This window comes from Actinoplanes italicus (genome assembly GCF_003001815.1).
Lineage (GTDB): Bacteria > Actinomycetota > Actinomycetes > Mycobacteriales > Micromonosporaceae > Actinoplanes > Actinoplanes italicus.
In genome coordinates, this window is record NZ_PVMZ01000014.1 from 204,652 (window position 1) to 227,342 (window position 22,691).

Annotated in this window: 24 protein-coding genes; 9 read left to right on the forward strand and 15 right to left on the reverse strand. The window is 70.5% G+C overall.

Going from position 1 to position 22,691, the window contains the following annotated elements; genetic code table 11:
• Positions 1–85 precede the first annotated feature (85 nt).
• Together CLV67_RS30700 and pdxT are read right to left on the reverse strand one after the other, a co-directional pair.
• Positions 86–838: a YebC/PmpR family DNA-binding transcriptional regulator gene (locus CLV67_RS30700; RefSeq protein WP_106324589.1), complete on the reverse strand. Its 753-nt coding sequence runs from the start codon at positions 836–838 to the stop codon at positions 86–88.
• Positions 839–856: 18 nt separating this feature from the next.
• Complete coding sequence (gene pdxT, locus CLV67_RS30705) at positions 857–1,453, reverse strand: pyridoxal 5'-phosphate synthase glutaminase subunit PdxT (protein WP_203737413.1); 597 nt, start codon at positions 1,451–1,453, stop codon at positions 857–859.
• Between the two features lie 112 nt (positions 1,454–1,565).
• Between pdxT and pdxS the strand changes: the two genes are divergently transcribed.
• On the forward strand, positions 1,566–2,462 hold the full coding sequence (gene pdxS, locus CLV67_RS30710; RefSeq protein WP_106324593.1) for a pyridoxal 5'-phosphate synthase lyase subunit PdxS: 897 nt from the start codon (positions 1,566–1,568) through the stop codon (positions 2,460–2,462).
• A 49-nt stretch (positions 2,463–2,511) separates the two neighbouring features.
• On the opposite strand, the gene CLV67_RS30715 is transcribed toward pdxS, so the two are convergent.
• From CLV67_RS30715 to pgsA, 4 genes are read right to left on the reverse strand one after another with little or no spacing between them, the layout of a single operon-like run.
• Positions 2,512–3,057, reverse strand: coding sequence for a hypothetical protein (locus CLV67_RS30715; protein ID WP_106324595.1), 546 nt, complete (start codon positions 3,055–3,057; stop codon positions 2,512–2,514).
• A gap of 30 nt (positions 3,058–3,087) precedes the next feature.
• Positions 3,088–4,224, reverse strand: a complete 1,137-nt coding sequence (locus CLV67_RS30720; RefSeq protein WP_106324597.1) for a glycosyltransferase family 4 protein — start codon at positions 4,222–4,224, stop codon at positions 3,088–3,090.
• 8 nt (positions 4,225–4,232) lie between these two features.
• On the reverse strand, positions 4,233–5,099 hold the full coding sequence (locus tag CLV67_RS53645; RefSeq protein WP_239166616.1) for a phosphatidylinositol mannoside acyltransferase: 867 nt from the start codon (positions 5,097–5,099) through the stop codon (positions 4,233–4,235).
• Positions 5,096–5,716: a phosphatidylinositol phosphate synthase gene (gene pgsA, locus CLV67_RS53650; protein ID WP_239166615.1), complete on the reverse strand. Its 621-nt coding sequence runs from the start codon at positions 5,714–5,716 to the stop codon at positions 5,096–5,098. The genes CLV67_RS53645 and pgsA overlap by 4 nt, the downstream gene beginning before the upstream one ends.
• Positions 5,717–5,893: 177 nt before the next feature.
• Here pgsA and CLV67_RS30730 point away from each other — a divergent pair, with 177 nt between their 5' ends.
• Positions 5,894–8,056, forward strand: coding sequence for an elongation factor G-like protein EF-G2 (locus tag CLV67_RS30730; protein ID WP_106324744.1), 2,163 nt, complete (start codon positions 5,894–5,896; stop codon positions 8,054–8,056).
• On the opposite strand, the gene CLV67_RS30735 is transcribed toward CLV67_RS30730, so the two are convergent.
• The gene (locus CLV67_RS30735; RefSeq protein ID WP_106324599.1) at positions 8,053–9,222 is read right to left on the reverse strand and encodes an FAD-dependent monooxygenase; all 1,170 of its coding nucleotides are present in this window, start codon (positions 9,220–9,222) and stop codon (positions 8,053–8,055) included. The two genes, CLV67_RS30730 and CLV67_RS30735, sit on opposite strands and share 4 nt — an antisense overlap.
• 53 nt (positions 9,223–9,275) lie before the next feature.
• On the opposite strand from CLV67_RS30735, the gene CLV67_RS30740 reads away from it, so the two are divergent.
• Entirely contained in the window at positions 9,276–9,881 is a 606-nt protein-coding gene (locus tag CLV67_RS30740; RefSeq protein WP_106324601.1) for a TetR/AcrR family transcriptional regulator, read from the forward strand.
• On the opposite strand, the gene CLV67_RS30745 is transcribed toward CLV67_RS30740, so the two are convergent.
• The 3 genes from CLV67_RS30745 to CLV67_RS30755 form a co-directional block, all read right to left on the reverse strand.
• Positions 9,831–10,370 (reverse strand): HIT family protein, encoded by a 540-nt coding sequence (locus CLV67_RS30745; protein WP_239166614.1) that lies wholly within the window; start codon positions 10,368–10,370, stop codon positions 9,831–9,833. The genes CLV67_RS30740 and CLV67_RS30745 overlap by 51 nt on opposite strands.
• 60 nt (positions 10,371–10,430) lie before the next feature.
• Entirely contained in the window at positions 10,431–12,428 is a 1,998-nt protein-coding gene (thrS, locus tag CLV67_RS30750) for a threonine--tRNA ligase (protein ID WP_203737412.1), read from the reverse strand.
• A 67-nt stretch (positions 12,429–12,495) separates the two neighbouring features.
• On the reverse strand, positions 12,496–13,413 hold the full coding sequence (locus CLV67_RS30755) for an ADP-ribosylglycohydrolase family protein (RefSeq protein ID WP_106324607.1): 918 nt from the start codon (positions 13,411–13,413) through the stop codon (positions 12,496–12,498).
• A 96-nt stretch (positions 13,414–13,509) separates the two neighbouring features.
• Here CLV67_RS30755 and CLV67_RS30760 point away from each other — a divergent pair, with 96 nt between their 5' ends.
• The 4 genes from CLV67_RS30760 to CLV67_RS52140 all read left to right on the forward strand — a co-directional run bounded on the left by CLV67_RS30760 (position 13,510) and on the right by CLV67_RS52140 (position 18,289).
• Entirely contained in the window at positions 13,510–14,199 is a 690-nt protein-coding gene (locus CLV67_RS30760; protein WP_043525920.1) for a response regulator transcription factor, read from the forward strand.
• 2 nt (positions 14,200–14,201) lie between these two features.
• On the forward strand, positions 14,202–15,623 hold the full coding sequence (locus tag CLV67_RS30765; protein ID WP_239166613.1) for a HAMP domain-containing sensor histidine kinase: 1,422 nt from the start codon (positions 14,202–14,204) through the stop codon (positions 15,621–15,623).
• A 326-nt stretch (positions 15,624–15,949) separates the two neighbouring features.
• Entirely contained in the window at positions 15,950–18,091 is a 2,142-nt protein-coding gene (locus CLV67_RS54355; protein WP_275414927.1) for an RICIN domain-containing protein, read from the forward strand.
• A gap of 51 nt (positions 18,092–18,142) precedes the next feature.
• Positions 18,143–18,289 (forward strand): hypothetical protein, encoded by a 147-nt coding sequence (locus CLV67_RS52140; protein ID WP_170154067.1) that lies wholly within the window; start codon positions 18,143–18,145, stop codon positions 18,287–18,289.
• Here the strand turns inward: CLV67_RS52140 and CLV67_RS30775 are convergent.
• Positions 18,280–19,302: an adenosine deaminase gene (locus tag CLV67_RS30775; protein WP_106324611.1), complete on the reverse strand. Its 1,023-nt coding sequence runs from the start codon at positions 19,300–19,302 to the stop codon at positions 18,280–18,282. The genes CLV67_RS52140 and CLV67_RS30775 overlap by 10 nt on opposite strands.
• A 13-nt stretch (positions 19,303–19,315) precedes the next feature.
• A complete protein-coding gene (locus CLV67_RS30780) occupies positions 19,316–20,059 on the reverse strand; it encodes a methyltransferase domain-containing protein (RefSeq protein ID WP_106324613.1) in 744 nt (247 codons plus the stop codon).
• Positions 20,060–20,123: 64 nt separating this feature from the next.
• Here CLV67_RS30780 and CLV67_RS30785 point away from each other — a divergent pair, with 64 nt between their 5' ends.
• Both CLV67_RS30785 and CLV67_RS30790 read left to right on the forward strand, forming a co-directional pair.
• A complete protein-coding gene (locus CLV67_RS30785; protein ID WP_106324615.1) occupies positions 20,124–21,101 on the forward strand; it encodes an aldo/keto reductase in 978 nt (325 codons plus the stop codon).
• 41 nt (positions 21,102–21,142) lie between these two features.
• Positions 21,143–21,325 carry a hypothetical protein gene (locus CLV67_RS30790; RefSeq protein WP_239166612.1) on the forward strand — a complete coding sequence of 61 codons (183 nt, stop codon included), beginning with the start codon at positions 21,143–21,145 and terminating at the stop codon, positions 21,323–21,325.
• A gap of 118 nt (positions 21,326–21,443) precedes the next feature.
• On the opposite strand, the gene CLV67_RS30795 is transcribed toward CLV67_RS30790, so the two are convergent.
• The 3 genes from CLV67_RS30795 to CLV67_RS30805 form a co-directional block, all read right to left on the reverse strand.
• On the reverse strand, positions 21,444–21,647 hold the full coding sequence (locus tag CLV67_RS30795; protein ID WP_011905669.1) for a cold-shock protein: 204 nt from the start codon (positions 21,645–21,647) through the stop codon (positions 21,444–21,446).
• 344 nt (positions 21,648–21,991) lie between these two features.
• Positions 21,992–22,264, reverse strand: a complete 273-nt coding sequence (locus CLV67_RS30800) for a DUF4235 domain-containing protein (RefSeq protein ID WP_106324619.1) — start codon at positions 22,262–22,264, stop codon at positions 21,992–21,994.
• The gene (locus CLV67_RS30805; protein ID WP_106324621.1) at positions 22,264–22,629 is read right to left on the reverse strand and encodes a DUF3618 domain-containing protein; all 366 of its coding nucleotides are present in this window, start codon (positions 22,627–22,629) and stop codon (positions 22,264–22,266) included. Before CLV67_RS30805 ends, CLV67_RS30800 begins: the two co-directional genes overlap by 1 nt.
• Positions 22,630–22,691 lie beyond the last annotated feature (62 nt).

A 22,691-nucleotide genomic window follows, 5' to 3' on the forward strand; every position in this document is an offset into this window, starting at 1 on the left:
ATCGATGTCCTCGATCGGGGGCAGACGCAGACCTGGCTCGGTCATCACGGTCACCCCCTCACCCCACTAGAACCTTGACATCATGTCACTCGTCAATAGCAGCCATTACCTCGTCCGAGATATCGGCGTTCGAGTAGATGTTCTGCACGTCGTCGCAGTCCTCCAGGGCGTCGACGAGCTTGAGCACCTTGCGGGCCGCGTCCTCGTCCACCTCGACGCTCATCGTCGGGACCAGCGAGGACTCGGCCGAGTCGTAGTCGATGCCGGCGTTCTGCAGCGCCGTCCGCACCGCGATCAGGTCGGTCGGCTCGCTGACCACCTCGAACGCGTCGCCCAGGTCGTTGATCTCCTCGGCGCCGGCGTCGAGGACGGCGAGCATCACGTCGTCCTCGGAGAGCGAGGCCTTCGGGACGATCACGACGCCCTTGCGGTTGAACAGGTAGGAGACCGAGCCCGCGTCGGCGAACGTGCCGTTGTTACGGGTCAGCCGGGTGCGCACCTCGGTGGCCGCCCGGTTGCGGTTGTCCGTGAGGCACTCGATCAGGATCGCCACACCGTTCGGGCCGTAGCCCTCATACATGATCGTCTGCCAGTCGGCGCCGCCCGCCTCCAGGCCGGAGCCCCGCTTGACCGCGCGGTCGATGTTGTCGTTGGGGACCGACGACTTCTTCGCCTTCTGGATGGCGTCGTAGAGCGTGGGGTTACCCGACGGGTCACCACCGCCGGTCCGGGCCGCAACCTCGATGTTCTTGATCAGCTTGGCGAACATCTTGCCGCGCTTGGCGTCGATGACGGCCTTCTTGTGCTTGGTCGTCGCCCACTTGGAGTGGCCGGACATGCGTAACCTCCGCTGTGATCAAAGGGCCTGGCGGACCATCTCGACGAAGTACCGATGGACACGAAGGTCGCCGGTGAGCTCCGGGTGGAAAGCCGTGGCGAGCAGGTTCCCCTGCCGAACGGCCACAATCCTACCGGCGGCGGCCCCGTCAGCCACGCGCCCCAGCACCCGCACGTCGCGGCCTGTCTCCTCGACCCACGGGGCGCGGATGAAGACGGCGTGGAACGGGCCGCCCTCGATGTCCTCGATCTCCACCGACGCCTCGAACGAGTCGACCTGCCGGCCGAACGCGTTGCGTCGTACCGTCATCTCGATGCCCTGGAAGGACTCCTGGTCCGGACGTCCGTCCAGCACCTTCGCGGCCAGCATGATCATGCCGGCGCAGGAGCCGTACACCGGCATGCCGTCGGCGATCCGCTTACGGATCGGATCGAGGAGCCCGAAGGAGACCGCGAGGTTGCTGATGGCGGTCGACTCGCCGCCGGGGATCACCAGACCGTCGACGTCGGCGAGCTCCTCCGGACGGCGGATCGGCCGGGCCAGCACGTCCGACTCGGCCAGCGCGGACAGATGTTCACGCACGTCGCCCTGAAGGGCCAGCACTCCGATGTTCACCGGCACACCATATAAAGCAGGCCACCGGCCGCCCGATTGGCTATCGGAACAGGCGGCTCGGCTTCGTAGAGTCCGTTCCGTCAGCCGATCCCGCACTAGGAGCCGAACCCACATGTCTGAGAACCAGCCCGCCATCGGAACCGCCCGCGTCAAACGCGGCATGGCGGAGATGCTCAAGGGCGGCGTGATCATGGACGTGGTCAACGCCGAGCAGGCCAAGATCGCCGAAGACTCGGGCGCCGTCGCGGTCATGGCCCTGGAGCGTGTGCCCGCCGACATCCGCGCGCAGGGCGGCATCTCCCGGATGTCCGACCCCGACATGATCGAGAACATCATCAACACGGTGTCGATCCCGGTGATGGCCAAGGCCCGGATCGGCCACTTCGTCGAGGCCCAGGTGCTGCAGTCGCTCGGCGTCGACTACGTCGACGAGTCCGAGGTGCTGTCCCCCGCCGACTTCGCCAACCACATCGACAAGTGGCGGTTCACCGTGCCGTTCGTCTGCGGCGCCACCAACCTGGGCGAGGCGCTGCGCCGCATCACCGAGGGCGCGGCCATGATCCGCTCCAAGGGCGAGGCCGGCACCGGCGACGTCTCCAACGCCACCACCCACATGCGGAGGATCCGCGCCGAGATCCGCCGCCTGCAGACACTGCCGGAGGACGAGCTCTACGTCGCGGCCAAGGAGCTGCAGGCGCCGTACGAGCTGGTCAAGGAAGTCGCCGAGGCCGGCAAGCTCCCGGTGGTGCTGTTCACCGCCGGCGGTATCGCCACCCCCGCCGACGCCGCCATGATGATGCAGCTCGGCGCCGAGGGCGTCTTCGTCGGCTCCGGCATCTTCAAGTCCGGCAACCCGGCCCAGCGCGCCGCCGCGATCGTCAAGGCCACCACCTTCCACGACGACCCGGACGTGATCGCCAAGGTCTCCCGCGGTCTCGGCGAGGCCATGGTGGGCATCAACGTCGAGGACGAGCCGGTCCCCCACCGTCTCTCCGAGCGCGGCTGGTAACGCCTTCCCGCGCCGAAGGGCTCCGCACCGCGCGGGGCCCTTCGGCGTTTCAGAGGGCCTGGGCGGGAAGGACGTCCTCGGGCGGGGCGGCCGGAACCGGGACAGGTGGTGGCAGATCCGGGAGGGCCGGCTCGACGATGTCGAAGTACGACGGACGCGGGTACCGCCGGGCCAGCCGCAGCAGCCGGACGAAGACCCGGCGCCGGGCGCTCAGCGCGTCGCGTACCAGATCGGTGTGGACCTGCCGGGCCAGGACGACCCGCCGGCTGGTGGCGATCAGCGTGCGCACCGCCGGGTCGGTGGGGTCGAGCACGACCGCCCGCAGCTGCCGGGTCAGGTCGTTCTCGGCGGACTCGCGTTCGCCCGGGTCGGCGTCGAGCGCGAGGCGGGCGGCGGCGTACAGCTCGACCACCTCGGCCTGCTCGGCGACGACCGCGGCGGCCGCGGCACGGCGCAGCAGATGCGCGTCCAGAGCACGCTCGGCCGACCGGGCCCGAGTGTGCAGGCGCTCCACCCGCTGGGCGGTCCAGCCGAGGTACGCCGAGAAGATCGCGGCCAGCACGACGACTCCCACCACCCACCACATGCCGGGCATCGTAGTGCCCGTACTTTGCGGCACCAGTGGTCAGGACCACTCCTCGTCGAAAACTCTCCCATCGGTGGCCTCGATGGCGGTCGCGTAGACCTCGAGCACCCGGTTGGCCACACTCGGCCAGTCGAACGCTCCGACCGCGAGCCGGGCGCACGATGCCAGGTCGGCCCGCCGGCGTGGATCATCCAGCAGCTCGCCGAGCAAGCGGGCGAGAGATGCCTGGTCACCATTGGGGAAGAGGGCTCCGGCGCGGCCGCCGTCGAGGACCCGGCGGAACGCGTCCAGGTCGCTGGCGGCGATCGTGGCGCCGGCCGCCATCGCCTCGGTGAGGATCATGCCGAAGCTCTCGCCGCCGGTGTTCGGGGCCACGTAGACGTCGACGCTGCGCAGCATCCGTGCCTTGTCGGGCTCGGAGACGAGGCCCAGGAACTCGACCCGGTCGTGCAGATCGGCCGGAATGTCGTCGTAGAGGTCGGCGCGGTCGCCGGGTCCGGCCACGAGCAGGCGCAGGCCGGGCCGTTGCCGGGCGAGCGACACGAAGGCCGTACGCAGCAGAGGAAAGCCCTTGCGAGGCTCGGTGAAACGGCCGAGGAAACCGAGCGCCCCGCCCTCGCCGGGCCATCCCGGCAATGGCTGCGCCGAGGCGAACTTGCGCACCGCGACGCCGTTGGGGATCTCGACCGCGCCGCCGCCGAGGTGTTCGACCTGCACCTTGCGGGCCAGTTCGCTGACCGCGATCCGCGCGGTGATCTTCTCGAGCGCGGGCTGGAGGAAGTTCTGCAGACCGGACAGCGCCCGGGAGCGGGTCATCGCGGTGTGGAAGGTGGCGACGACCGGGCCGCGGGCCGAGAGCACGGCCAGGAAGGACAGGCTCGGCGAGAGCGGCTCGTGCACGTGGAGCACGTCGAACTCGCCCTGTTTGAGCCAGCGTCGGACCCGGGCGGTGGAGAGGGGACCGAACGAGATCCGGGCGACCGAGCCGTTGTAAGGCAGTGGCACCGCACGCCCGGCCGAGACGACGTAGGCAGGCAGTTCGGCGTCGTCGTCGGCGGGCGCCAGGACGCTGACCTCGTGACCGAGCTCGAGCAGCGCCTCGGCCAGGTCCATGATGTGGTTCTGCACACCGCCCGGGACGTCGAAGGAGTAGGGCGAGACGATCCCGATCCGCACCGATCCTCCTAGAGCCACAGTTTCTGGAGCATGTGCCAGTCCTGCGGGTGGTCGGCGATACCGGCCGCGTAGGCGTCGGCGAGCAGCTGCGTCGTCTTCTTGACCCGCTCGTCGAGCGGGCCCTCGGCGGGTGGCACGACCTCGCGCATCCGGGACATGGTGCGCTTCTCGTCGAACCACAGGTCGACGGCGTAGAGCGGGGAGCCGGTGCGGATGGCGAGGATCGCGGGACCCGCGGGCATCCGGGTGCGCCCGCCGAAGAACTCCACCTCGACGCCGCTCCGGGACAGGTCACGGTCGCCGAGGAGCGCGACGACCCAGCCCTTCTCGAGGTGTTCGGCGAGCTCGTCGAGCGGTGGTCGCTGCCCGCCGGTGAGCGGGAGCACCTTCATGCCGAGCTTCTCGCGGTACTCCAGGAAGCGCTCGAACAGCGACTCGGGCTTGAGCCGTTCGGCCACCGTGATGAGCGGCCAGTCGTGCGAGACGACCCAGGCGCCGGCGACGTCCCAGTTCGCCACGTGCGGCAGCGCCAGGATCACGCCCCTGCCGTCGGCGGCGCCCTTCTTCAGCTTCTGGTAACTCTCCGGGACCATGAAGAACCCGTCGAGGAAGTCGGCACGGCTCTGTGACGGCAGGCGGAAGGCTTCCATCCAATATCGGGCGTACGACCGGAGCCCGTCCCGCACCAGCGTGTCGGGCATGTCGTCGCCGACGACCTGGCGCAGGTTGCGGCGCAGTCGCTGGGTGGCCGGCCCGTTGCCCTTGTAGGCCCGGTCGGCCGCGGCCCGGAACAGTCGCTTCGCGATCGGCAGTGGCAGCGCCCGGACGATCCCCCACCCGGCCGAGTAGCCGAGATCGATCAGTCGGTCCTTCACTCGGTGGGTACCTTCGGCTCGGTCCGGGCGGCGTGGATGAGCCGCTGGAACGCGGTGATCACGGCGAGGGCGGCGAGCACCCACAGCGCCGCGGGCAGGCCCCAGTCCTGTCCAGCGGCGCCGAGCAGGCCGCCGGCACCGACGATGAGCAGCCGCTCCAGGCGCTCGGCGATACCGACGTCGGCGTTCAGGCCGAGGCTCTCGGCGCGTGCCTTGACATATGACACGACCTGGCCGAAGACGAGGCTGATCAGGGCCGCGATCACCCCGTTGTACGGGTTGCCCTCTCCTGCCAGGTAGTAGACGACGGCCCCGAACACGGCGCCGTCGGCGATCCGGTCCATGGAGGAGTCGAGGAGCGCGCCGAACTTGCCGGTGGTGCCCTTGATCCGGGCCATTGTGCCGTCGAGCACGTCGGTGAGCGCACAGGCGGTTACGATCACGGTGCCCCAGAAGAGGTGGCCTTGCGCACCGAAGTACGAGCCGATCAGCACACCGACGGTGCCGGCGACGGTGACCGCGTTGGGCGACACGCCGATCCGGAGCAGGAAACGCGCGAGCGGGTTGACGCCGTACGAGACGACGGCACGGGCCGTTGTTTGAACGATCTTTGCCATGGCCGTCCCACCATAACGGCGCGCGACCAGCGGCGGTACGGCCCGACCCCCGGCTTGGCCGTATCGTCACCATCCGGCACCTTTCGAAGGCTGAAGGTCCTTGCGGCCCCCACCGCGCCGGGTGTGGGATTCGAAGAACAGCGGCGTAACGAACTGGAAACGACGGGAGCGCTCGGCATGGCGCAGAAGACTTCGGAGAAAGGGCTTGCCGGCGCGGGTGCGCCGGTGGTGACCGAGCCCGGCAGAGTTCGCAACGTGGTGCTGGTAGGCCATTCCGGCTCGGGGAAGACGACCCTGGTGGAGGCGCTGCTCGCCGCCACGGGCACGATCCCGCGCGCGGGCGGTGTGGCGGACGGCACCACGGTGACCGACCATGACCCTGCGGCGGTACGGCAGCAGCGCTCGGTGGCGCTGGCCTGCGCGCCACTGGTGCACGACGACGTGAAGATCAACCTGCTGGACACCCCGGGCTTCGCCGACTTCGTCGGTGAGCTGCGGGCCGGTCTGCGCGCCGCGGACGCGGCCCTGTTCGTGGTCTCCTCGGTCGACGGGGTGGACGAATCCACGGTCGCGCTCTGGGAGGAGTGCGCCGCGGTCGGCATGCCGCGTGCCGTCGCGATCACCCGGCTCGACCACCCGCGCGCCGAGTACGACCAGGCGCTGCAGGACTGCCAGGAGGCGTTCGGCGACAACGTGCTGCCGGTCTTCCAGCCGATGCTGGGCGACGACGGGCAGTCGACGGCCGGGCTGCTCGGCCTGGTCACGCTCCGCGTGCTGGACTACTCGGAGGGCTACCCGCCGGTCGCCCGGGAGGCCGAGCCGGAGCACCTGAACCCGATCGCCGACGACCGGAACACGCTCATCGAGGGGATCATCGCCGAGAGCGAGGACGAGACCCTGATGGACCGCTACATCGGCGGTGAGCTGATCAGCACCGAGGCGCTGATCCCGGACCTGGAGAAGGCCGTCGCGCGGGGCAATTTCTACCCCGTCGTGCCTGTCTGCGCGCACACGGGCGTCGGCCTGGACGCTCTGCTCGACCTGCTGACCAGCGGCTTCCCGTCGCCGCTGGAGCACGATCTGCCGGTGGTCACCGGGGTGGACGGCTCGCCCCGCTCGCCGATCGTCTGCGACCCCGACGGCCCGCTGGTCGCCGAGGTGGTCCGCACCACGATCGACCGGCACGTCGGCCGGGTGTCGCTGGTCCGGGTCTTCTCCGGCACCCTGCGCCCCGACCAGACGCTGCACGTCTCCGGGCACGGCATGGCCGAGCGCGGCCACCCCGACCACGACGCCGACGAGCGCGTGGCGCACGTCTACAGCCCGCTCGGCGCGCAGCTGCGCGAGATCCCTCAGGCGATCGCCGGTGACATCTGCGCGATCACGAAGTCCGGCAGCGCGGAGACCGGCGACACCCTGTCGAGCAAGGACAATCCGCTGCTCATGACGCCGTGGACGATGCCGGAGCCGCTGCTGCCGATCGCCGTGGTGGCCAAGACCCGCTCCGACGAGGACGCCCTCGCCAAGAACCTGGGCCGGCTCGTGGCGGGTGACCCGACACTGCGCCTGGAGCGCAACCCGGAGACCCACCAGCTGGTTCTCTGGACGATGGGCGAGTCGCACGCCGACGTGGTGCTGGAGCGGCTCCGCTCCGGTGGCGTCGAGCTGGACACCGAGCCGGTCAAGGTGTCGCTGCGGGAGACCTTCGGCAGCGGTGCCAAAGGTCACGGCCGGCACGTGAAGCAGTCCGGCGGCCACGGCCAGTACGCGGTGTGCGACATCGAGGTGGAGCCGCTGCCGCGCGGTGAGGGCTTCGTCTTCGTCGACAAGGTGGTCGGCGGTGCGGTGCCGCACAACTACATCCCGTCGGTGGAGAAGGGTGTGCGGGCGCAGCTGGAGAAGGGCATCGCGGCCGGCTATCCGGTGGTGGACCTGAAGGTGACGCTCTACGACGGCAAGGCGCACAGCGTCGACTCGTCGGACGCGGCGTTCCAGACCGCCGGCGCCCTGGCGCTGCGGGCCGCCGCCGAGCAGGGCGCGATCACTCTGCTGGAACCGGTCGACGAGATCGAGGTCCGGGTTCCGGATCAGTACGTGGGTGCGGTGATGAGCGACCTCTCCGGCCGCCGCGGCCGCCCGATGGGCAGCGAGTCCGGCAGTGTGGGCGAGGCCAGCCTGGTGCGGGCCGAGGTTCCGGCGACGGAGCTGGTGCGGTACGTAGTGGAGCTGCGCGCCCTCACGTCGGGCACCGGCACGTTCACCCGGAAATACGTCCGGCACGAACCGATGCCCCCGCACCTCGCCGAGGCCGTCCGCAAGGACCACGCCACCTCTCGTTAGATCGCGATGGCGTTGGCCGCCTCGTGCATCGGCGCGAGAATCCTGTCGATCATCTGCTCCTTGCGCGGGTGGTATTTCAGGGTCCGCATGCCGTAGTTGCGGAAGGCGATGCTCAGGCGGCCACCGGGCACCATGTCCTTGGCCATCTTGCGGCCGAAGGCGAGATTCTTCTCCGCGTACGGCCGCATCTCCCGCTCGTAGGCGGCGAACCCGTCCGGCGTGCCGAGGTGCCTGCCGAGCACGTACGCCCCGACCAGCGCGAGACTGGTGCCCTGCCCGGAAGCGGGTGACGGGCAGTAGGCGGCGTCACCGAGCAACGCCACCCGGCCGGCCGACCATGACCGCAGCTCGACCTGGCTGAGCGAGTCGAAGTAGAAGTCGGGCGCGTCGTCCATCGCCGCCAGGAAGTCGCCGACCCGCCACCCCTGACCGGCGAACGCGGCCCGGACCAGTGCCTTCTGCCCGCCGACGTCGCGCCGGTCGTAGTCGAGCCGCGGTGCGGCGAAGGTGAGGCCGACCTTGGCGGGCTGGTCCCGCTCCATGGCGTAGGCGAAGACCAGCCGGCCGGGCCGGTTGTACATGATCTCCTCGCGCTCGATGCCGAGCAGGTTGGGCACGGTGTAGATGGAGATGTAGGCGCCGAGGTGGCTCAGCGGCACCTCGCCCATCACCTTGCGCCGGGTCGCCGAGTGCAGGCCGTCGGCACCGACCACGTAGTCGAAGCGCCGGGGTGCGCCGTTCTCGAAGGTCACGTCCACGCCGTCCGGCCCGTCGGCCAGGGTCGCGATGGCGTCACCGAACACGTACTCCACCGCACCGGCGGTGGCGTCGTGCAGGATCCGGCTCAGATCCCACCGCATGATTTCCAGGTCGTCGCCGCGGCGGCCCATGAGCAGGTCGGCGGGGAGGGTGGCGATCGGGCCGCCGTCGCGCTTGACGTAGGTGACCCGCCGCATGCCGGTGTCGGCGACCTGGCAGGCGGCGAGCAGCCCCATCTTGCGCAGCACCTCGGTCGCCGAGCCGCGCACGTCCACCTTGTAGCCCGCCTCGCGCAGCCCGTCGGCGCGTTCCACGACGGTCACCTCGTAGCCCCGCCGGACCAGCCAGAACGCGAGAGCCGGACCGCCGATGCCGGCACCTGAGATCAACACCCGTGAGTTCGTCATGCCGTTACTATACAAACGTCTTATACGTTTGTATAGAAGTTAGGATCGCGGCCATGGGTCACCGCGAGGAGTTGCTGCGAGGCGCGAAAAAGGCGCTGCTGGAGAAGGGATGGGCACGCACCACCGCCCGCGACGTGGTGGCCCTGTCCGGCACCAACCTGGGCTCGATCGGCTACCACTACGGCTCGACCGAGGCTCTGATGACCGCCGCGATGCTGAGCGCCGTCGAGGAGTGGGGCGACGCACTGGGCCGCGCCCTGGCCGGGCCCGACGACGGCGACGCCGGTGACGATCCGATGCTGCGGTTCTGGCGCCGGGTGATCCGGTCGATCCAGACCGATCGGCAGCTCTGGCTGGCCAGCATCGAGGCGATGCTGCAGGCCGAGCACAACCCCGCGCTGCGCGAGCAGATGGCCGGCGGGATGGCGGCCGGCCGGTCCGGCATGGCCGCGATGCTGACCGGGCTGCCGGAGGATCAGGTCGACCCGGAGACCGTCGCCTCGCTCGGCTCGGTGCAGATGGCCCTGATGTCCGGCGTGCTCACCCAGTGGCTGACCGACCCGGCGAGCGCCCCGTCGGCCGAGCAGATCGTCGCCGGGATCCGCGCGCTAGGCGGCCGGCCAGGCCTTGGCCAGCAGGTCACGGGTGTCGAAGAGTAACTGCGGCAGCACCTTCGTCAGGCCGATCACCGGCATGAAGTTCGCGTCGCCACCCCACCGCGGCACGATGTGCTGGTGCAGATGGGCGGCGATGCCGGCACCGGCCACCGACCCCTGGTTCATGCCCAGGTTGAAGCCGTGCGGACTGCTGACCGTGCGCATCACCCGCATCGCGGTCCGGGTGAACGCCGCCACCTCGACCGTCTCGTCCTCGGTGAGGTCGGTGTAGTCGGCGACGTGCCGATAAGGGCAGACCATCAAATGCCCGGGGTTGTACGGATAGAGGTTGAGCAGCGCGAACACCAGCTCACCGCGGGCCACGACCAGGGACTCGGCCTCGGGCCGTCCGGGGGCCAGGCAGAACGGGCAGCCCGCCGGTTTCTCGTAACCGCCCTCGGGCCGGTCCACGCCGGAGACGTAGGCCAATCGGTACGGCGTCCAGAGCCGCTCCAGCCCGTCCGGATCACCCGTGCCCGCCCGCTCGCTCACGATCGCATCCTATGCGCAGGTGGCCGGTTCCCCATGGCGGGAAACCGGCCACCTCAAAGATCAAACAGCCGAGGGCCCGACGTTGGTACGGGAGCGCACCACCTCGACGACGTGGGCGACGGCCTCGTCGATCGAGACGCCGTTGCGCTGCGAGCCGTCCCGGTAGCGGAACGACACGGTGCCTCCGTTGACGTCGTCGTCACCGGCGATCGCCATGAACGGGATCTTCTGCTGCTGCGCGGTCCGGATCTTCTTCTGCATCCGCTCGGTCGAGTAGTCGACCTCGGCGCGGATGCCCTCCTTCTTGAGCTTCGCGACGAACTCGGCCAGGTAGTCGGCGTGGTCGTCACGGATCGGGATGCCGACCACCTGCACCGGCGCGAGCCAGGCCGGGAACGCGCCCGCGTAGTGCTCGACCAGCACGCCGAAGAACCGCTCGATCGAGCCGAACTTCGCCGAGTGGATCATCACCGGCTCCTGGCGGGATCCGTCGGCGGCCTGGTACTCCAGACCGAAGCCGGCCGGCTGATTGAAGTCGTACTGGATGGTCGACATCTGCCACGTACGCCCGATCGCGTCCTTCGCCTGGACACTGATCTTCGGGCCGTAGAACGCCGCGCCACCCGGATCGAGGACCAGCTCGAGACCAGACTCGGTGGCCACGTCCTCGAGAACCTTGGTCGCCTTCTCCCACTGCTCGTCGGTGCCGATGAACTTCGAGCTGTCGGGGTCACGCGTCGACAGCTCGAGGTAGTAGTCGTCCAGGCCGAAGTCGTCGAGCAGCGAGCGGACGAAGTTCAGCAGGTGCTTGATCTCGTCCGGCGCCTGCTCGGCAGTGACGTAGGAGTGCGAGTCGTCCTGGGTCAGGCCCCGCACCCGGGTCAGGCCGTGCACCACACCGGACTTCTCGTAGCGGTACACCGTGCCGAACTCGAACAGGCGCATCGGCAGCTCACGGTAGGACCGCCCGCGCGACCTGAAGATCAGGTTGTGCATCGGGCAGTTCATCGCCTTGAGGTAGTAGTTCGCCCCCTCCAGCTCCATCGGGGGGAACATCGTGTCCTTGTAGTACGGCAGGTGACCCGAGGTGTGGAACAGGCCCTCCTTGGTGATGTGCGGCGAACCGACGTACTGGAAGCCCTCTTCGATGTGACGGGCCCGGACGTAGTCCTCCATCTCGCGCTTGATCACACCGCCCTTGGGGTGGAAGACCACGAGACCCGACCCGATCTCGTCGGGGAAGGAGAAGAGGTCCAGCTCGGTGCCGAGCTTGCGGTGGTCCCGGCGCTCGGCCTCGGCGAGACGGTTGAGGTACGCCTTGAGCTCGTCCCGTGACGGCCACGCGGTGCCGTAGACGCGCTGCAGCTGCGGGTTCTTCTCCGAGCCGCGCCAGTAGGCGGCGGCCGAGCGCATCAGCTTGAACGCCGGGATGAGCCGGGTCGACGGCAGGTGCGGGCCGCGGCACAGGTCGCCCCAGACCCGGTTCCCGTCCTTGTCCAGGTTGTCGTAGTGGGTCAGCTCGCCGGCGCCGACCGCCGCGGCCTCCTCGTCCACGTCGCCCTTGATGTCGACCAGTTCGAGCTTGAACGGCTCGCTCTTCAGCTCGGCCTTGGCCTCGTCGAGAGTGCCGTACTCCCGGCGGTTGAAGGTCTGACCGGCCTTGATGATCTCCTGCATCCGCTTCTCGAGCTTCGTCAGGTCCTCGGGCTGGAACGGCTTCTCGACATCGAAGTCGTAGTAGAACCCGTCCCGGATCGGCGGGCCGATGCCGAGCTTCGCCTCCGGGAACACGTCCTGCACGGCCTGCGCCAGCACGTGCGCGGTCGAGTGGCGCAGCACGTCGAGGCCGTCCGGGGTGTCGATGGCGACCGGGGTCACCTCGGTGTCGGCGGCGGGCGACCAGTTCAGGTCGCGCAGCCGGCCGTCGGCCTCGCGGACCACGACGACGGCCTTCGGCCCGTGTGCCGGGAGCCCGGCGGCGGCCACCGCGTCGGCCGCCGTAGTCCCGGCCGGGACGACTAGTGGGTCGGCCACGACGGGTGTACGGGGTGCAGACACGGTGATCTCCATTCAGACGGTGACATTCAGACGGTGATGAGTCGCCCTGATGCTATCCGCCTGCGGATTACTCTCCGCTCGCGGCGGCCAGCCACGCCGGAAGCGGCTCCCGGGCGGCGAGCCAGGCCGGTGGGATCCCGTCGATCCCGGTGTACGCCGCCACGACTCCCCCGGCGATCGCCGCGGTGGTGTCGACGTCGCCGCCGGCCACGACGCACGCCGCCACGGCCGCCGGGAAGTCGCCGAGATAACGGTCGGCCACCCAGAGCGCGAACGCAACGGTGTCCTGCGCGGTCGCCTGGCCACCGTTGCCGAGCCGGGCGGCCGCCTCGGCCACCCCGCCGGTCAGGGCCGCGGCCTCCTTCAGCCCGTCCCGCACGACACCGGCCGGCGTGTGCCCGGCCGTCGCGCGCAGCAACTGCCCCCGATCGGGCCGGTGCCCGTTCAGCCGTGCGGCGGCCGCCACCGCGGCGGCCACGGTCACCGCCACCCCGCCGGCGATGCCCTCCGGATGTGCGTGGGTCACCTCGGCCGCGCGTACGCCCTGGGTAGCCGCACGCGCCAGCGAATCCGCATGCCAGGCGCCCAGCGGGGCGGCCCGCATCGCCGCTCCGTTGCCGCAGGAGCCCTGCCCGTTGAACGCGGCGGCCGCGGCGATCGGCCAGGGCAGCCCCTCCCGGATCTCGCGGAGCATGACGACCGCTCCGGGACCGTAGCCGCGGTAGGGCTCGAACTGCCGGGCCAGCAGCTCGGCGAAGGCGTCGCGGTCGAAGTCGCCCTCGTTCAGGACGGCCACCAGGGCGCAGGCCTGTTCGGTGTCATCGGTCCACTCCCACGGAGCGGCGGGGACACGGGCGTCGAGAAGGTCGGAGGGTTTGTTACCGGGCACGAAGTACTGGGCGCCGAGTGCGTCGCCGACACTGAGGCCGGCGAGGCTGTCGCGGGCGAGGGCCAGGCGCGTACCGGGAAAGAGGGTGAATGACATCGGTAACTCGGATCGTATTCCATCACTGAGTGTCATTAAAGACTCTCGTTCGATCACCCTTTAGGTTCTCCCCGCCGGGGACGCTACGGTCTTCGCATGGCCACGGTGTTGCTCGTCGAAGACGATCATGTCGTGCGCGGTGCCATGCTCCGGTCGCTGGCCGACCGGGGGCACGCCGTGCACGCCGTCGGCACCGCCCTGGAAGCTCTGCGGCGGGTCGCCGCGGAGACGCCCGACCTGGTCGTCCTCGACCTCGGGCTGCCCGACCTGGACGGGTCGGACGCCCTGCGTATGCTGCGCGGCATCACCGATGTGCCGATCATCATCGCCACCGCGCGCGACGACGAGCAGACGGTCGTGCGGCTGCTTCGGGCCGGTGCCGACGACTACATGGTCAAGCCGTTCACCGGTGCCCATCTGGACGCCCGGATAGCCACCGTGCTGCGCCGCGTGGGCCGGGCCAGCCGGGCCGCGCAACCGGCCGTCCACGAGGTGGGCGAGCTACGGGTGGACGTCGGCGAGCGCAGCGCCACCCTCGGTGATCAGCCACTGGCGCTGACCCGCAAGGAGTTCGACCTGCTGGCCTACCTCGCCGCCCGCCCGGGCCGAGTGGTTTCCCGTCGTGAGCTGTTGGAGGAGGTATGGCGACAGCCATCGGTCGGCGAGGACCAGACCATCGACGTGCATTTGTACTGGCTTCGCCGGAAACTGGGCGAGTCCGCGGCGAAGCCCCGCTACCTGCGCACCGTGCGGGGGGTCGGATTCCGGTTGGTGGCGCCGGACTGAGGTTGCGGCTGGCGTACACCACGGCCGCCACCACCGCCGTCGCCGCGCTGGTCTTCCTCGTCCCGCTCGGCTGGAGCCTGCGTGACGACCACCGTGACGCCGCCGTGGCCGAGGCCGCCGAACGCACCGCCACGGTCGCCGGCGCCCTCGTGTCCGGGGCCGGCGAGAAGGGCGTCGCCGCCGCGATCACGCAGGCCGGCGGTGTCCCGGTGGTGCACACCCCCGGGCTGGCCGCCTCCTCCGGCGGCCGGGCCGACGCCGCCCTGATCGACCGGGCCGCGGTCGAGCCGGAGCCGACCGTCGAGGACGTCGACGGCGGTGTGGTCCACCTGCGGACGGTCAAGGTCGGCGACCGCACCCTGGTGGTCGAGGCGTTCGTGCCGGACTCGGTGCTGGACCGCAACACCGCCCGCGACTGGTGGCTGCTGCTCGGCCTCGCCGTGGTGCTGGTCGGTGGCGCTGTCGTGGTCGTGGACCGGCTGGCCCGGGGCACCGTGGACTCGGCCCGCAACCTGGTCGACGCGGCGCTCGCGGTCGGCGACGGCGACCTCGAGGTCCGCATCTCCCCCTCGGGCCCTCGTGAGCTGACCGAGGTGGGTTACGCCTTCAACCGGATGGCCGACCGGCTGGTCACCTCCCGGACCGACGAGCGGGAGCTGGTCGCCGACCTGTCGCACCGGCTGCGCACCCCGCTGACAGCGCTGCGCCTGGACGCCGAGGCGCTCGACCCGGACGACACCCAGATCATCGACCTCACCGCCGACGAGGTGGACCGGCGACGCGGGATCCGGCGCATCCGGACCGCGATCACCACCCTGGAGGACGAGGTCAACAACCTGATCAACACCACCCGGCAGGCCGTCGCGGACCGGGTCGCCGCCGAGCCGGAGGACGGGCTCTGCGACGCCAGCGAGGTGGTCCGGGAACGCATGATGTTCTGGTCGGCGCTCGCCTCCGACCAGGAGCGGCAGTACCGGGTGGTCGGGGCGCACGTGCGCGTTCCGGTGCCGGTCGCCCGCGCCGAGCTGGCCGCCGCGCTCGACGCGGTGCTGGGCAACGTGTTCCGCTACACCCCGCAGGGGGCGGCCTTCGAGGTGGCGCTCTCCCGGCGGGACGGCTGGGTGGCGCTGCGTATCGACGACGCGGGCCCGGGCATCGGAGATCCCGAGCGGGCGCTGCGGCGCGGTCAGAGCCAGCAGGGCTCGACCGGCCTGGGCCTGGACATCGCCCGGCGGGTGGCGCAGGCCACCGGCGGCTCGGTCAGCATCGACCGGGCCGCTATGGGCGGGGCGAGCATCGTGATGCTGCTGGCGGACGCCGACGCCACCCCGAAACAACCGAGCCGGTTCGGGCTCGTCGGCCGTGGGCGGCCGGCGAAGGACCGCGACCCTGAACGACGACGCTGGCAACGAGGACGGGAATGAGCCGCCGTATCCCCCGAACGACACAGCGCTGGCTTATAAGTTTCTTAGGAACATTCCCCTGGACGCGCAGGGCTGGCACTGTTCCCTCAGATCCCATCCGGCTTCCCGGATCGCAACCCGCAGCGCGTCCCCATCGCCGCGAACCGCGAAGCCACCGTGCGGTGGGAGGCGGTCACCCCATGGACCCCTCCCACCGCAACACAGCTCGACGAGGAGACGCCGTGTCCGCGCATCGCCGGCCGACGTTCCGCGGGTCGCCGCCACCTGGACGGCGCCGCGCGGCCAGCCCTCCAAAACCTCCGCAGACACGCTCCGCTACTTTCCGGATGCTTCCGGTAGCCCTCGGCCTGGCCCTGCTCGGGGTCGGCGGCGTGGTCGGCCCGTCCGTGATCAGCTCCGGACCGGCCGACGACGACTACGCCCTGACCGCTCTGCCCAAGGACGCCCCCGAGCAGGGACTGGTCTACAGCGGACTGCGCCTGGCGTCGTCCGGCTCGGTCTGCGCCGGGGCCTACCTGGTCTACGACGAGACCTGCACGCACGGGCCCGACCCGGCGCCGGACGGCCTCTCGGTCCGCCGCGGCGTCGCCCCGGTGACCGCGGGCAGTGACGAGTTCACCACGGTCAAGCGGGAGAGCGGCCGGGTGCCCGGCGACGCCGAGATCGCCCGCGACGAGGGCGGCAGCGCGATCACCGCGGACGCCCCGGCGCTGGTGCCGGACGCTGCTCCCGGTCAGGCCGACTTCATCCTCGGCCCGGACGACGTGGCCTGCGCCGGCGACGGCCGCACCGGAAAGCGGGTGCAGCTGCTCTACCTGCACGAGTCGGCGACCGCGAGCCGGTACCCGAAGTTCCTCAACTCGTTCCGCACCTGGGCCGCCGGGGTGGACGCGATCTATGACGCGAGCGCGGGCGAGACAGGTGGCTCCCGGCACATCCGCTACGTGACGACGCCGGACTGCCGGGCCGACGTGGCCGAGGTGCAGCTGCCCGACGGTTCGCTGCGCTCGTTCGCGGCGACCATCGACGCGCTGCGCGGACTCGGCTACAACCGCACCGACCGCAAGTACCTGATGTTCGCCGACACGACCCTCTACTGCGGCATCTCCACGTACGTCAACGACACCCGGCCCATCCGCGGCAACCGCAACAACGGCGGCCCGTCGTACGCCCGCGTGGACTCCGGCTGCTGGAGCTCCGCGATGGCCGCCCACCAGCTGACCCATGCGCTCGGCGCGGTCCTGACCGACTCGCCGAACGCCACCGGCGCGGGCAGCTGCCTGGACGAGTACGACCTGCTGTGCGGCAAGGACCGGACCGGCAAGCCGGTGAAGAACGTGTGCCCGAAGAAGAACGAGAACCGCCTCGACTGCGGGCACGACGACTACTTCAGCACCAACCCGGAGCCGGGCAGCTACCTGGACGAGCACTGGAACGTGGCGCTGAGCGAGTTCCTGCTGCGCAGCGACGGCGGCGACGACGTCCCCGACGTGCCGGGCGCCACGGTTCCGGACGACGCCGGCAAGCCGGCCGCGCCCGCACCGGCCACCCCGTCGGCGCCCGCGCCGCAGCCGAGTGCCGCGACTCCCACGCCGAGCGGCCCGGTGTCACCGGAGCCGACCCCGAGCGGGTCCGCCGGCGCCACCCCAGACACCCCCGGAAACGCCCCGGCGACGCCGCCGGGCCTGGCCGTGACCCCGGTCGCGAAGCACAACACCGCCCCGACACCGCCGGCCGGCACCGGCGATCAGCCCGACGGGAAACTGCCCGGCGCACCGCCGGGCGTGACCAACGACGGCGTGCAGGCGGTGCTGGAGATCCGGGAGCCGACCAGCGGTTCGGTACGGCTGACCTGGAGCTCGGCCGCGGCCGACGCCGACTACGAGGTGTCGGTCGACGGCGAGCCGGTGGCCACCACCCGCTCCACCCGGGCCCGTCTGATCGGCCTCAAGCCGGACGCCAAGTACAAGGTGGAGGTCCGTAACCGCAAGCTCGGCTACCTGGCCAAGGGCACCGCGGTGACGGCGCCGTCGGCCCGGCCGGTGCAGAACTCGTGGTTCGTGCTGACCAACTCGCTGACCGGCGGTGCGGCCGACCTGTACGCGGCCCGCTCCGCCGACGGCACCCCGGTCGTGCTCGGCAACGACGAGGGCGGCACTCAGCAGCAGTGGCAGCTGGTGCCGGCCGGGAACAAAACGTACTCGCTGGTCTCCAAGGCGAGCAACCGGTGCGCGGTCCCGCTGGGCGGCGCAGCGGTCGCCGGGGCGCCACTGGTGCAGGGTGACTGCCAGGCCGGCAGCGGGGCCCGGTGGACGCTGCGCGCCTCGGCGTACGGCTTCACGATCCGTACCACCTCCGGCGACCTGGTGATCGGGGTGGGCACCCAGCGTTATGGCACGCAGCGTGTGCTGGTGCTGCAGAAGGACACCGAGCAGCGGCATCAGAGCTGGACGGCGGTCCCCGACTAGGCCGCCCCGACGCGGCCCCGACCGGGCCGCCCTGACGGGAGATGAAGCGAAATGCCCGATGTGCTGAGCAGGCGGGAGACCGAGCCGGACGATAATCCGGCCCGGTTCACCCGGCGCAGGCTGGTCCGCTGGTTGACGATCCTGACCATCGGCACGGTGACCATGGTCGCCTGCTGGCAGGACCCGCTCTACCCCTGAGCGGCCGCGTAGGCGTCGATCTCGGCGAGCAGTCCGGCCTTGCCCTGGGCGGGCCGGAAGCTGTGCCGGACGGCGGCGCGCGCGAGTTCGGCGACTCCGGCGGTGTCCAGCTTCAGCAGGCGGGCCGCGGTCGCGTACTCGTGCTCCAGCGTGGTGCCGAACATCGGCGGGTCGTCGGAGTTGACGCTGACCGGGACACCGGCCGCGACCAGGGTCGCGATCGGGTGCTCGTCCAGGTCGGCGACGGCCCGGGTGCGCAGGTTCGAGGTGGGACAGACCTCGAGCGGGATCCCGTTCTCGGCCAGGTGCGCCATCAGCCGGTCGTCCTGAGCGGCGGCGATGCCGTGTCCGATGCGCTCGGCGCCCAGCTCACGCAGGGCGTCCCAGACGGTCTCCGGGCCCGTGGTCTCGCCGGCGTGCGGGACGCTGTGCAGACCGGCCGCGCGGGCCTGGTCGAAGTACGGCTTGAACTGCGGCCTCGGCACCCCGATCTCCGGCCCGCCCAGGCCGAAACTGATCAGGCCCTCGGGCCGCTCGCCGAGGGCGATCCGCAGGGTCTCCTCCGCCGCGGGCAGCCCGGCCTCGCCCGGGATGTCGAAGCACCAGCGCAGGTCCACCCCGAAGTCCCTGGCCGCGCCGGTGCGGGCGTCCTCGATCGCCTCGCAGAACGCCTTGGCCGGGATGCCCCGGCGGACGCTCGAATACGGCGTGACGGTCAGCTCCGCGTACCGCACGTTCTGACGCCCGAGTTCGCGGCCGATCTCGTACGTCAGCAGCCGGACGTCCTCGTCGTCGCGGATCAGGTCCACCACGGAGAGGTAGACCTCGATGAAGTGGGCGAAGTCGCGGAACTCGAAATAGTCCGCGAGCAGAGCCGGGTCGGCCGGCACCGGCGAGCTGCCCTCGTGCCGGGCGGCCAGCTCGGCGACGATCCGCGGGGACGCCGAGCCGACGTGGTGGACGTGTAGCTCGGCCTTGGGCAGACCGGCGATGAACAACGTCAGATCGGACAAGAGATCTCCTTGATCACTGAATAGAGGCCACCACGAAGATACGGCGGAACGGGAACGCCACGAGGCCGTGCCGCACCGGATGGCCGGCGATGATCCGCTCGGCCAGCTCGGCGCGGAACGTGGCCCACGCCGCGTCGTCGAGGGCCGCGCGCACCGGCCGCAGGGCGGTGCCCTCCATCCAGCGCAGCACCGGGTGCTCCGGCCCGTCCGCCGGCAGCAGGTGCAGATAAGTGGTCTCCCAGGCGTCCACGATCGCTCCGGCCGCGGTGAGGATCTCCGCGTAGCCGGCGGCATCGGACACCGGGTCGGCCCGGAGCCCGACCGGGGACAGCTCCCGCGCGGCCCGGTGTCCCGGACTGTCGAAGTTGCCCGGCACCTGCATCGCCAGCCAGGCGCCGGAGGGCAGTTCCCGGGCCCAGCGGGCGAGCATCTCCTGATGTCCCGGCACCCACTGCAGGGCGGCGTTGGTGACCACCACGTCGGTGTCCGGATCGGGATGCCAGTCGCCGATGCCGGCGAGCCGGAACTCCACCGGACCGGGTTCGGCGGCCGCCTTGGCGATCATCTCGGGCGACGAGTCGAGACCGGCGACCCGTGCCGCCGGCCAGCGCTCGGCGAGCGTGCGCGTCAGCTCACCGGGCCCGCAGCCGAGATCGACGACGGCTCGTGGACTCTCCGCACCGACCCGGCCGACGAGGTCGAAGAACGGACGCGAGCGCTCGGCTCCGAACCGGCGGTAGACAGCGGGATCCCACATACCAACCTCCTAAACCGTACGTACGTCTTGTTTGACGCTAACAGACGAGCGGTACTGTCACGACGTGGAAAATCGAAGCTTTCGCAGGTTGGGTCGCGACGTCGGCGTGGTGGGTCTCGGCGCCTGGCAGCTGGGCGCCGACTGGGGCCAGGTCAGCGAGGCCGACGCGCACGCCACCCTGCAGGCCGCCGTCGACTCCGGCGTCACCTTCATCGACACCGCCGACGTCTACGGCGACGGCCGCAGCGAGCAGATCATCGGCTCCTTCGTCAAGGACAAGCCCGGCCTGACCGTCTTCACCAAGATGGGCCGCCGCGTCGCCCAGGAGCACGGCAACTACCACCTGGACAACTTCCGTGCCTGGACCGACCGTTCACGCGCCAACCTCGGCGTGGACACGCTCGACCTGGTGCAGCTGCACTGCCCGCCCACGTCGGTGTATTCGTCGGACGAGGTCTTCGACGCGCTCGACACCCTGGTCCAGGAGAAGCGGATCGCGGCGTACGGCGTGAGCGTCGAGCGGGCCGACGAGGCCCTGACGGCCATCGCCCGGCCCGGCGTCGCCAGCGTGCAGATCATCCTCAACGCGTTCCGGCTCAAGCCGCTGGAGCGAGTGCTGCCGGCCGCCGCCGAGGCCGGCGTGGGCATCATCGCCCGGGTCCCGCTCGCCAGCGGCCTGCTCTCCGGGCGCTACGACGAGGGCACCACCTTCGGCGCGGACGACCACCGCAATTACAACCGGCATGGCGAGGCGTTCGACGTCGGCGAGACGTTCTCCGGGGTGGACTTCCGGGTCGGTCTCGAGGCGGTGAGCCGGCTGCGTCCGCTGGTGCCGGCCGGAGCCACGATGGCGCAATTCGCGCTTCGCTGGATCATCGACCAGCCGGGCCTCACCGTCGTCATCCCCGGCGCCCGCAACCCGGAACAAGCGCGGGCGAACGCCGCAGCGGCCGGCCTCGCACCGCTATCGCCGGAAACCCGAGAAATGATCACCGCGGTCTACGATGAGTTGATTCGCCCGCAGGTACACGACAAATGGTGAACAATGAAACCGAGCCGCCGCGGTTGAGAGGCTGGCTCACCATGTCTCTCGGTCTGCTGGCGCTCGTGATCGGTGGGGTGTGGACGCTCCAGGGGCTTGACTACCTGGGTGACGGCCTGATGAGCGGACAGACCTTCTGGGCGGCGGCCGGCGGCGCGCTGATCGTCGCCGGGCTGGCGCTGATCGTCGTCGGGATGCGCCGGCGCTCCAGCGGTCAGCAGTAAACGGGCGGCACTGCAGGGCACGAAAGAGGCCCCGCAACCTCGATGAGGGTGCGGGGCCACGGTCGGGCCGACCTCCGCCAGGCGGTCGGCGCCCGGTCTCACGACCGGTTACTAGGTCTCAGAGCGGGCGAACCTGCTCCGCCTGCGGGCCCTTCTGGCCCTGGGCGATCTCGAACTCCACCCGCTGGTTCTCCTCCAGAGTGCGGTAGCCGCTCGTCTGGATGGCCGAGAAGTGGACGAACACGTCAGCACCCCCGCCGTCGACGGTGATGAAGCCGAAGCCCTTGTCTGCGTTGAACCACTTCACGGTTCCTTGCGCCATGCTGAACTCTCCTTCTGAAAATGCCGGCCCGCCCAACCGCAGCAGCGCGGGGCCGATGACCGTTTTCGAGCAGCGGCGCCGTGAGGCGGCCTTTTCAGAGGACGTCCCATCCGCCGGGCCCTCGTGACACCCGCCGAACCCCCCGGGATGGGGCCGGCGTCGCGCGGGTCAGGCAGAAGCAGCGAACCACGTACGCAAAAACTGGCCACACTGTACCCGAAAATCGGGCCGTAAAGCTGCCCCTCGAAGGAATCCAATAATGGGTGACCGATATGGAAAAGGTCCCCCACTTCTGTCGAACGAAGTGGGGGACCGCCAAGACAGTTGTCTATACAAGAGATGATCTAGTCCGGCCAGACACCCGTCAGTTTCTCGGTCGTGATGGCACCGCCACGATGGACCGCGGCCTTCACCACCGCGAAGATCGCACCCTGCAGAGCGGCCGCCGTGAGGATCTCTCCCCAGCCACGATCAGGGTCACCGGCGTCCGGGGCGTCGTCGTCCCCGGCGACCAGCTTCCACACCTCTTTGAAAAGGAACCCGGCGGCCGCACCGGCGGCGAATCCGAGCGCCACGTTCACCGGCTTCAGAGCCACCTTCTGCAACTTGCCCGCCATCAACGCCTCCCTCGGACGATAAGGATGATCCCGGCCAGCGCCGCCAGGCCGGCGAACACCAGCACGGCGGGAACCGGATTGGCCCGGACCGTGGAACCGGCCTGGTGCACCAGCTCGCGCGGCGGTGTCTCGCGCACCCGCCCGGTCATCTCGGCAGCCTTGGTCAGCACCCGCTGCTTGGTGAGATCGACCTGCGCGCGCGCCCGCTGCTTGGTCAGATCGACCTGCTCGCGTGCCCGTGCCTTCACGTCCGCCCGGGCGGCCAGCGCCTGCACCGTCTCACCCAGGTCGGCGCGGGTCTGCCTGATGTCGGCCCGCAGCGCCACCAGGTCCGGTTTGGCGGCGGATCCGTTGTTGTCGCTCATAGTTGTCCCGCCCCTCCGGATTCAAAAGCGCAGCCAGGTGAGGGCATGATCTCCCTCCGGTC

Coding starts and splice junctions, on each gene's coding strand:
- CLV67_RS30700 (WP_106324589.1), bottom strand. CDS start 838: ATGTCCGGCCACTCCAAGTGGGCGACGACCAAGCACAAGAAGGCCGTC.
- pdxS (WP_106324593.1), top strand. CDS start 1,566: ATGTCTGAGAACCAGCCCGCCATCGGAACCGCCCGCGTCAAACGCGGC.
- CLV67_RS30715 (WP_106324595.1), bottom strand. CDS start 3,057: ATGCCCGGCATGTGGTGGGTGGTGGGAGTCGTCGTGCTGGCCGCGATC.
- pgsA (WP_239166615.1), bottom strand. CDS start 5,716: ATGGCAAAGATCGTTCAAACAACGGCCCGTGCCGTCGTCTCGTACGGC.
- CLV67_RS30730 (WP_106324744.1), top strand. CDS start 5,894: ATGGCGCAGAAGACTTCGGAGAAAGGGCTTGCCGGCGCGGGTGCGCCG.
- CLV67_RS30735 (WP_106324599.1), bottom strand. CDS start 9,222: ATGACGAACTCACGGGTGTTGATCTCAGGTGCCGGCATCGGCGGTCCG.
- CLV67_RS30740 (WP_106324601.1), top strand. CDS start 9,276: ATGGGTCACCGCGAGGAGTTGCTGCGAGGCGCGAAAAAGGCGCTGCTG.
- CLV67_RS30755 (WP_106324607.1), bottom strand. CDS start 13,413: ATGTCATTCACCCTCTTTCCCGGTACGCGCCTGGCCCTCGCCCGCGAC.
- CLV67_RS30760 (WP_043525920.1), top strand. CDS start 13,510: ATGGCCACGGTGTTGCTCGTCGAAGACGATCATGTCGTGCGCGGTGCC.
- CLV67_RS54355 (WP_275414927.1), top strand. CDS start 15,950: ATGCTTCCGGTAGCCCTCGGCCTGGCCCTGCTCGGGGTCGGCGGCGTG.
- CLV67_RS52140 (WP_170154067.1), top strand. CDS start 18,143: ATGCCCGATGTGCTGAGCAGGCGGGAGACCGAGCCGGACGATAATCCG.
- CLV67_RS30780 (WP_106324613.1), bottom strand. CDS start 20,059: ATGTGGGATCCCGCTGTCTACCGCCGGTTCGGAGCCGAGCGCTCGCGT.
- CLV67_RS30790 (WP_239166612.1), top strand. CDS start 21,143: ATGTCTCTCGGTCTGCTGGCGCTCGTGATCGGTGGGGTGTGGACGCTC.
- CLV67_RS30795 (WP_011905669.1), bottom strand. CDS start 21,647: ATGGCGCAAGGAACCGTGAAGTGGTTCAACGCAGACAAGGGCTTCGGC.
- CLV67_RS30800 (WP_106324619.1), bottom strand. CDS start 22,264: ATGGCGGGCAAGTTGCAGAAGGTGGCTCTGAAGCCGGTGAACGTGGCG.
- CLV67_RS30805 (WP_106324621.1), bottom strand. CDS start 22,629: ATGAGCGACAACAACGGATCCGCCGCCAAACCGGACCTGGTGGCGCTG.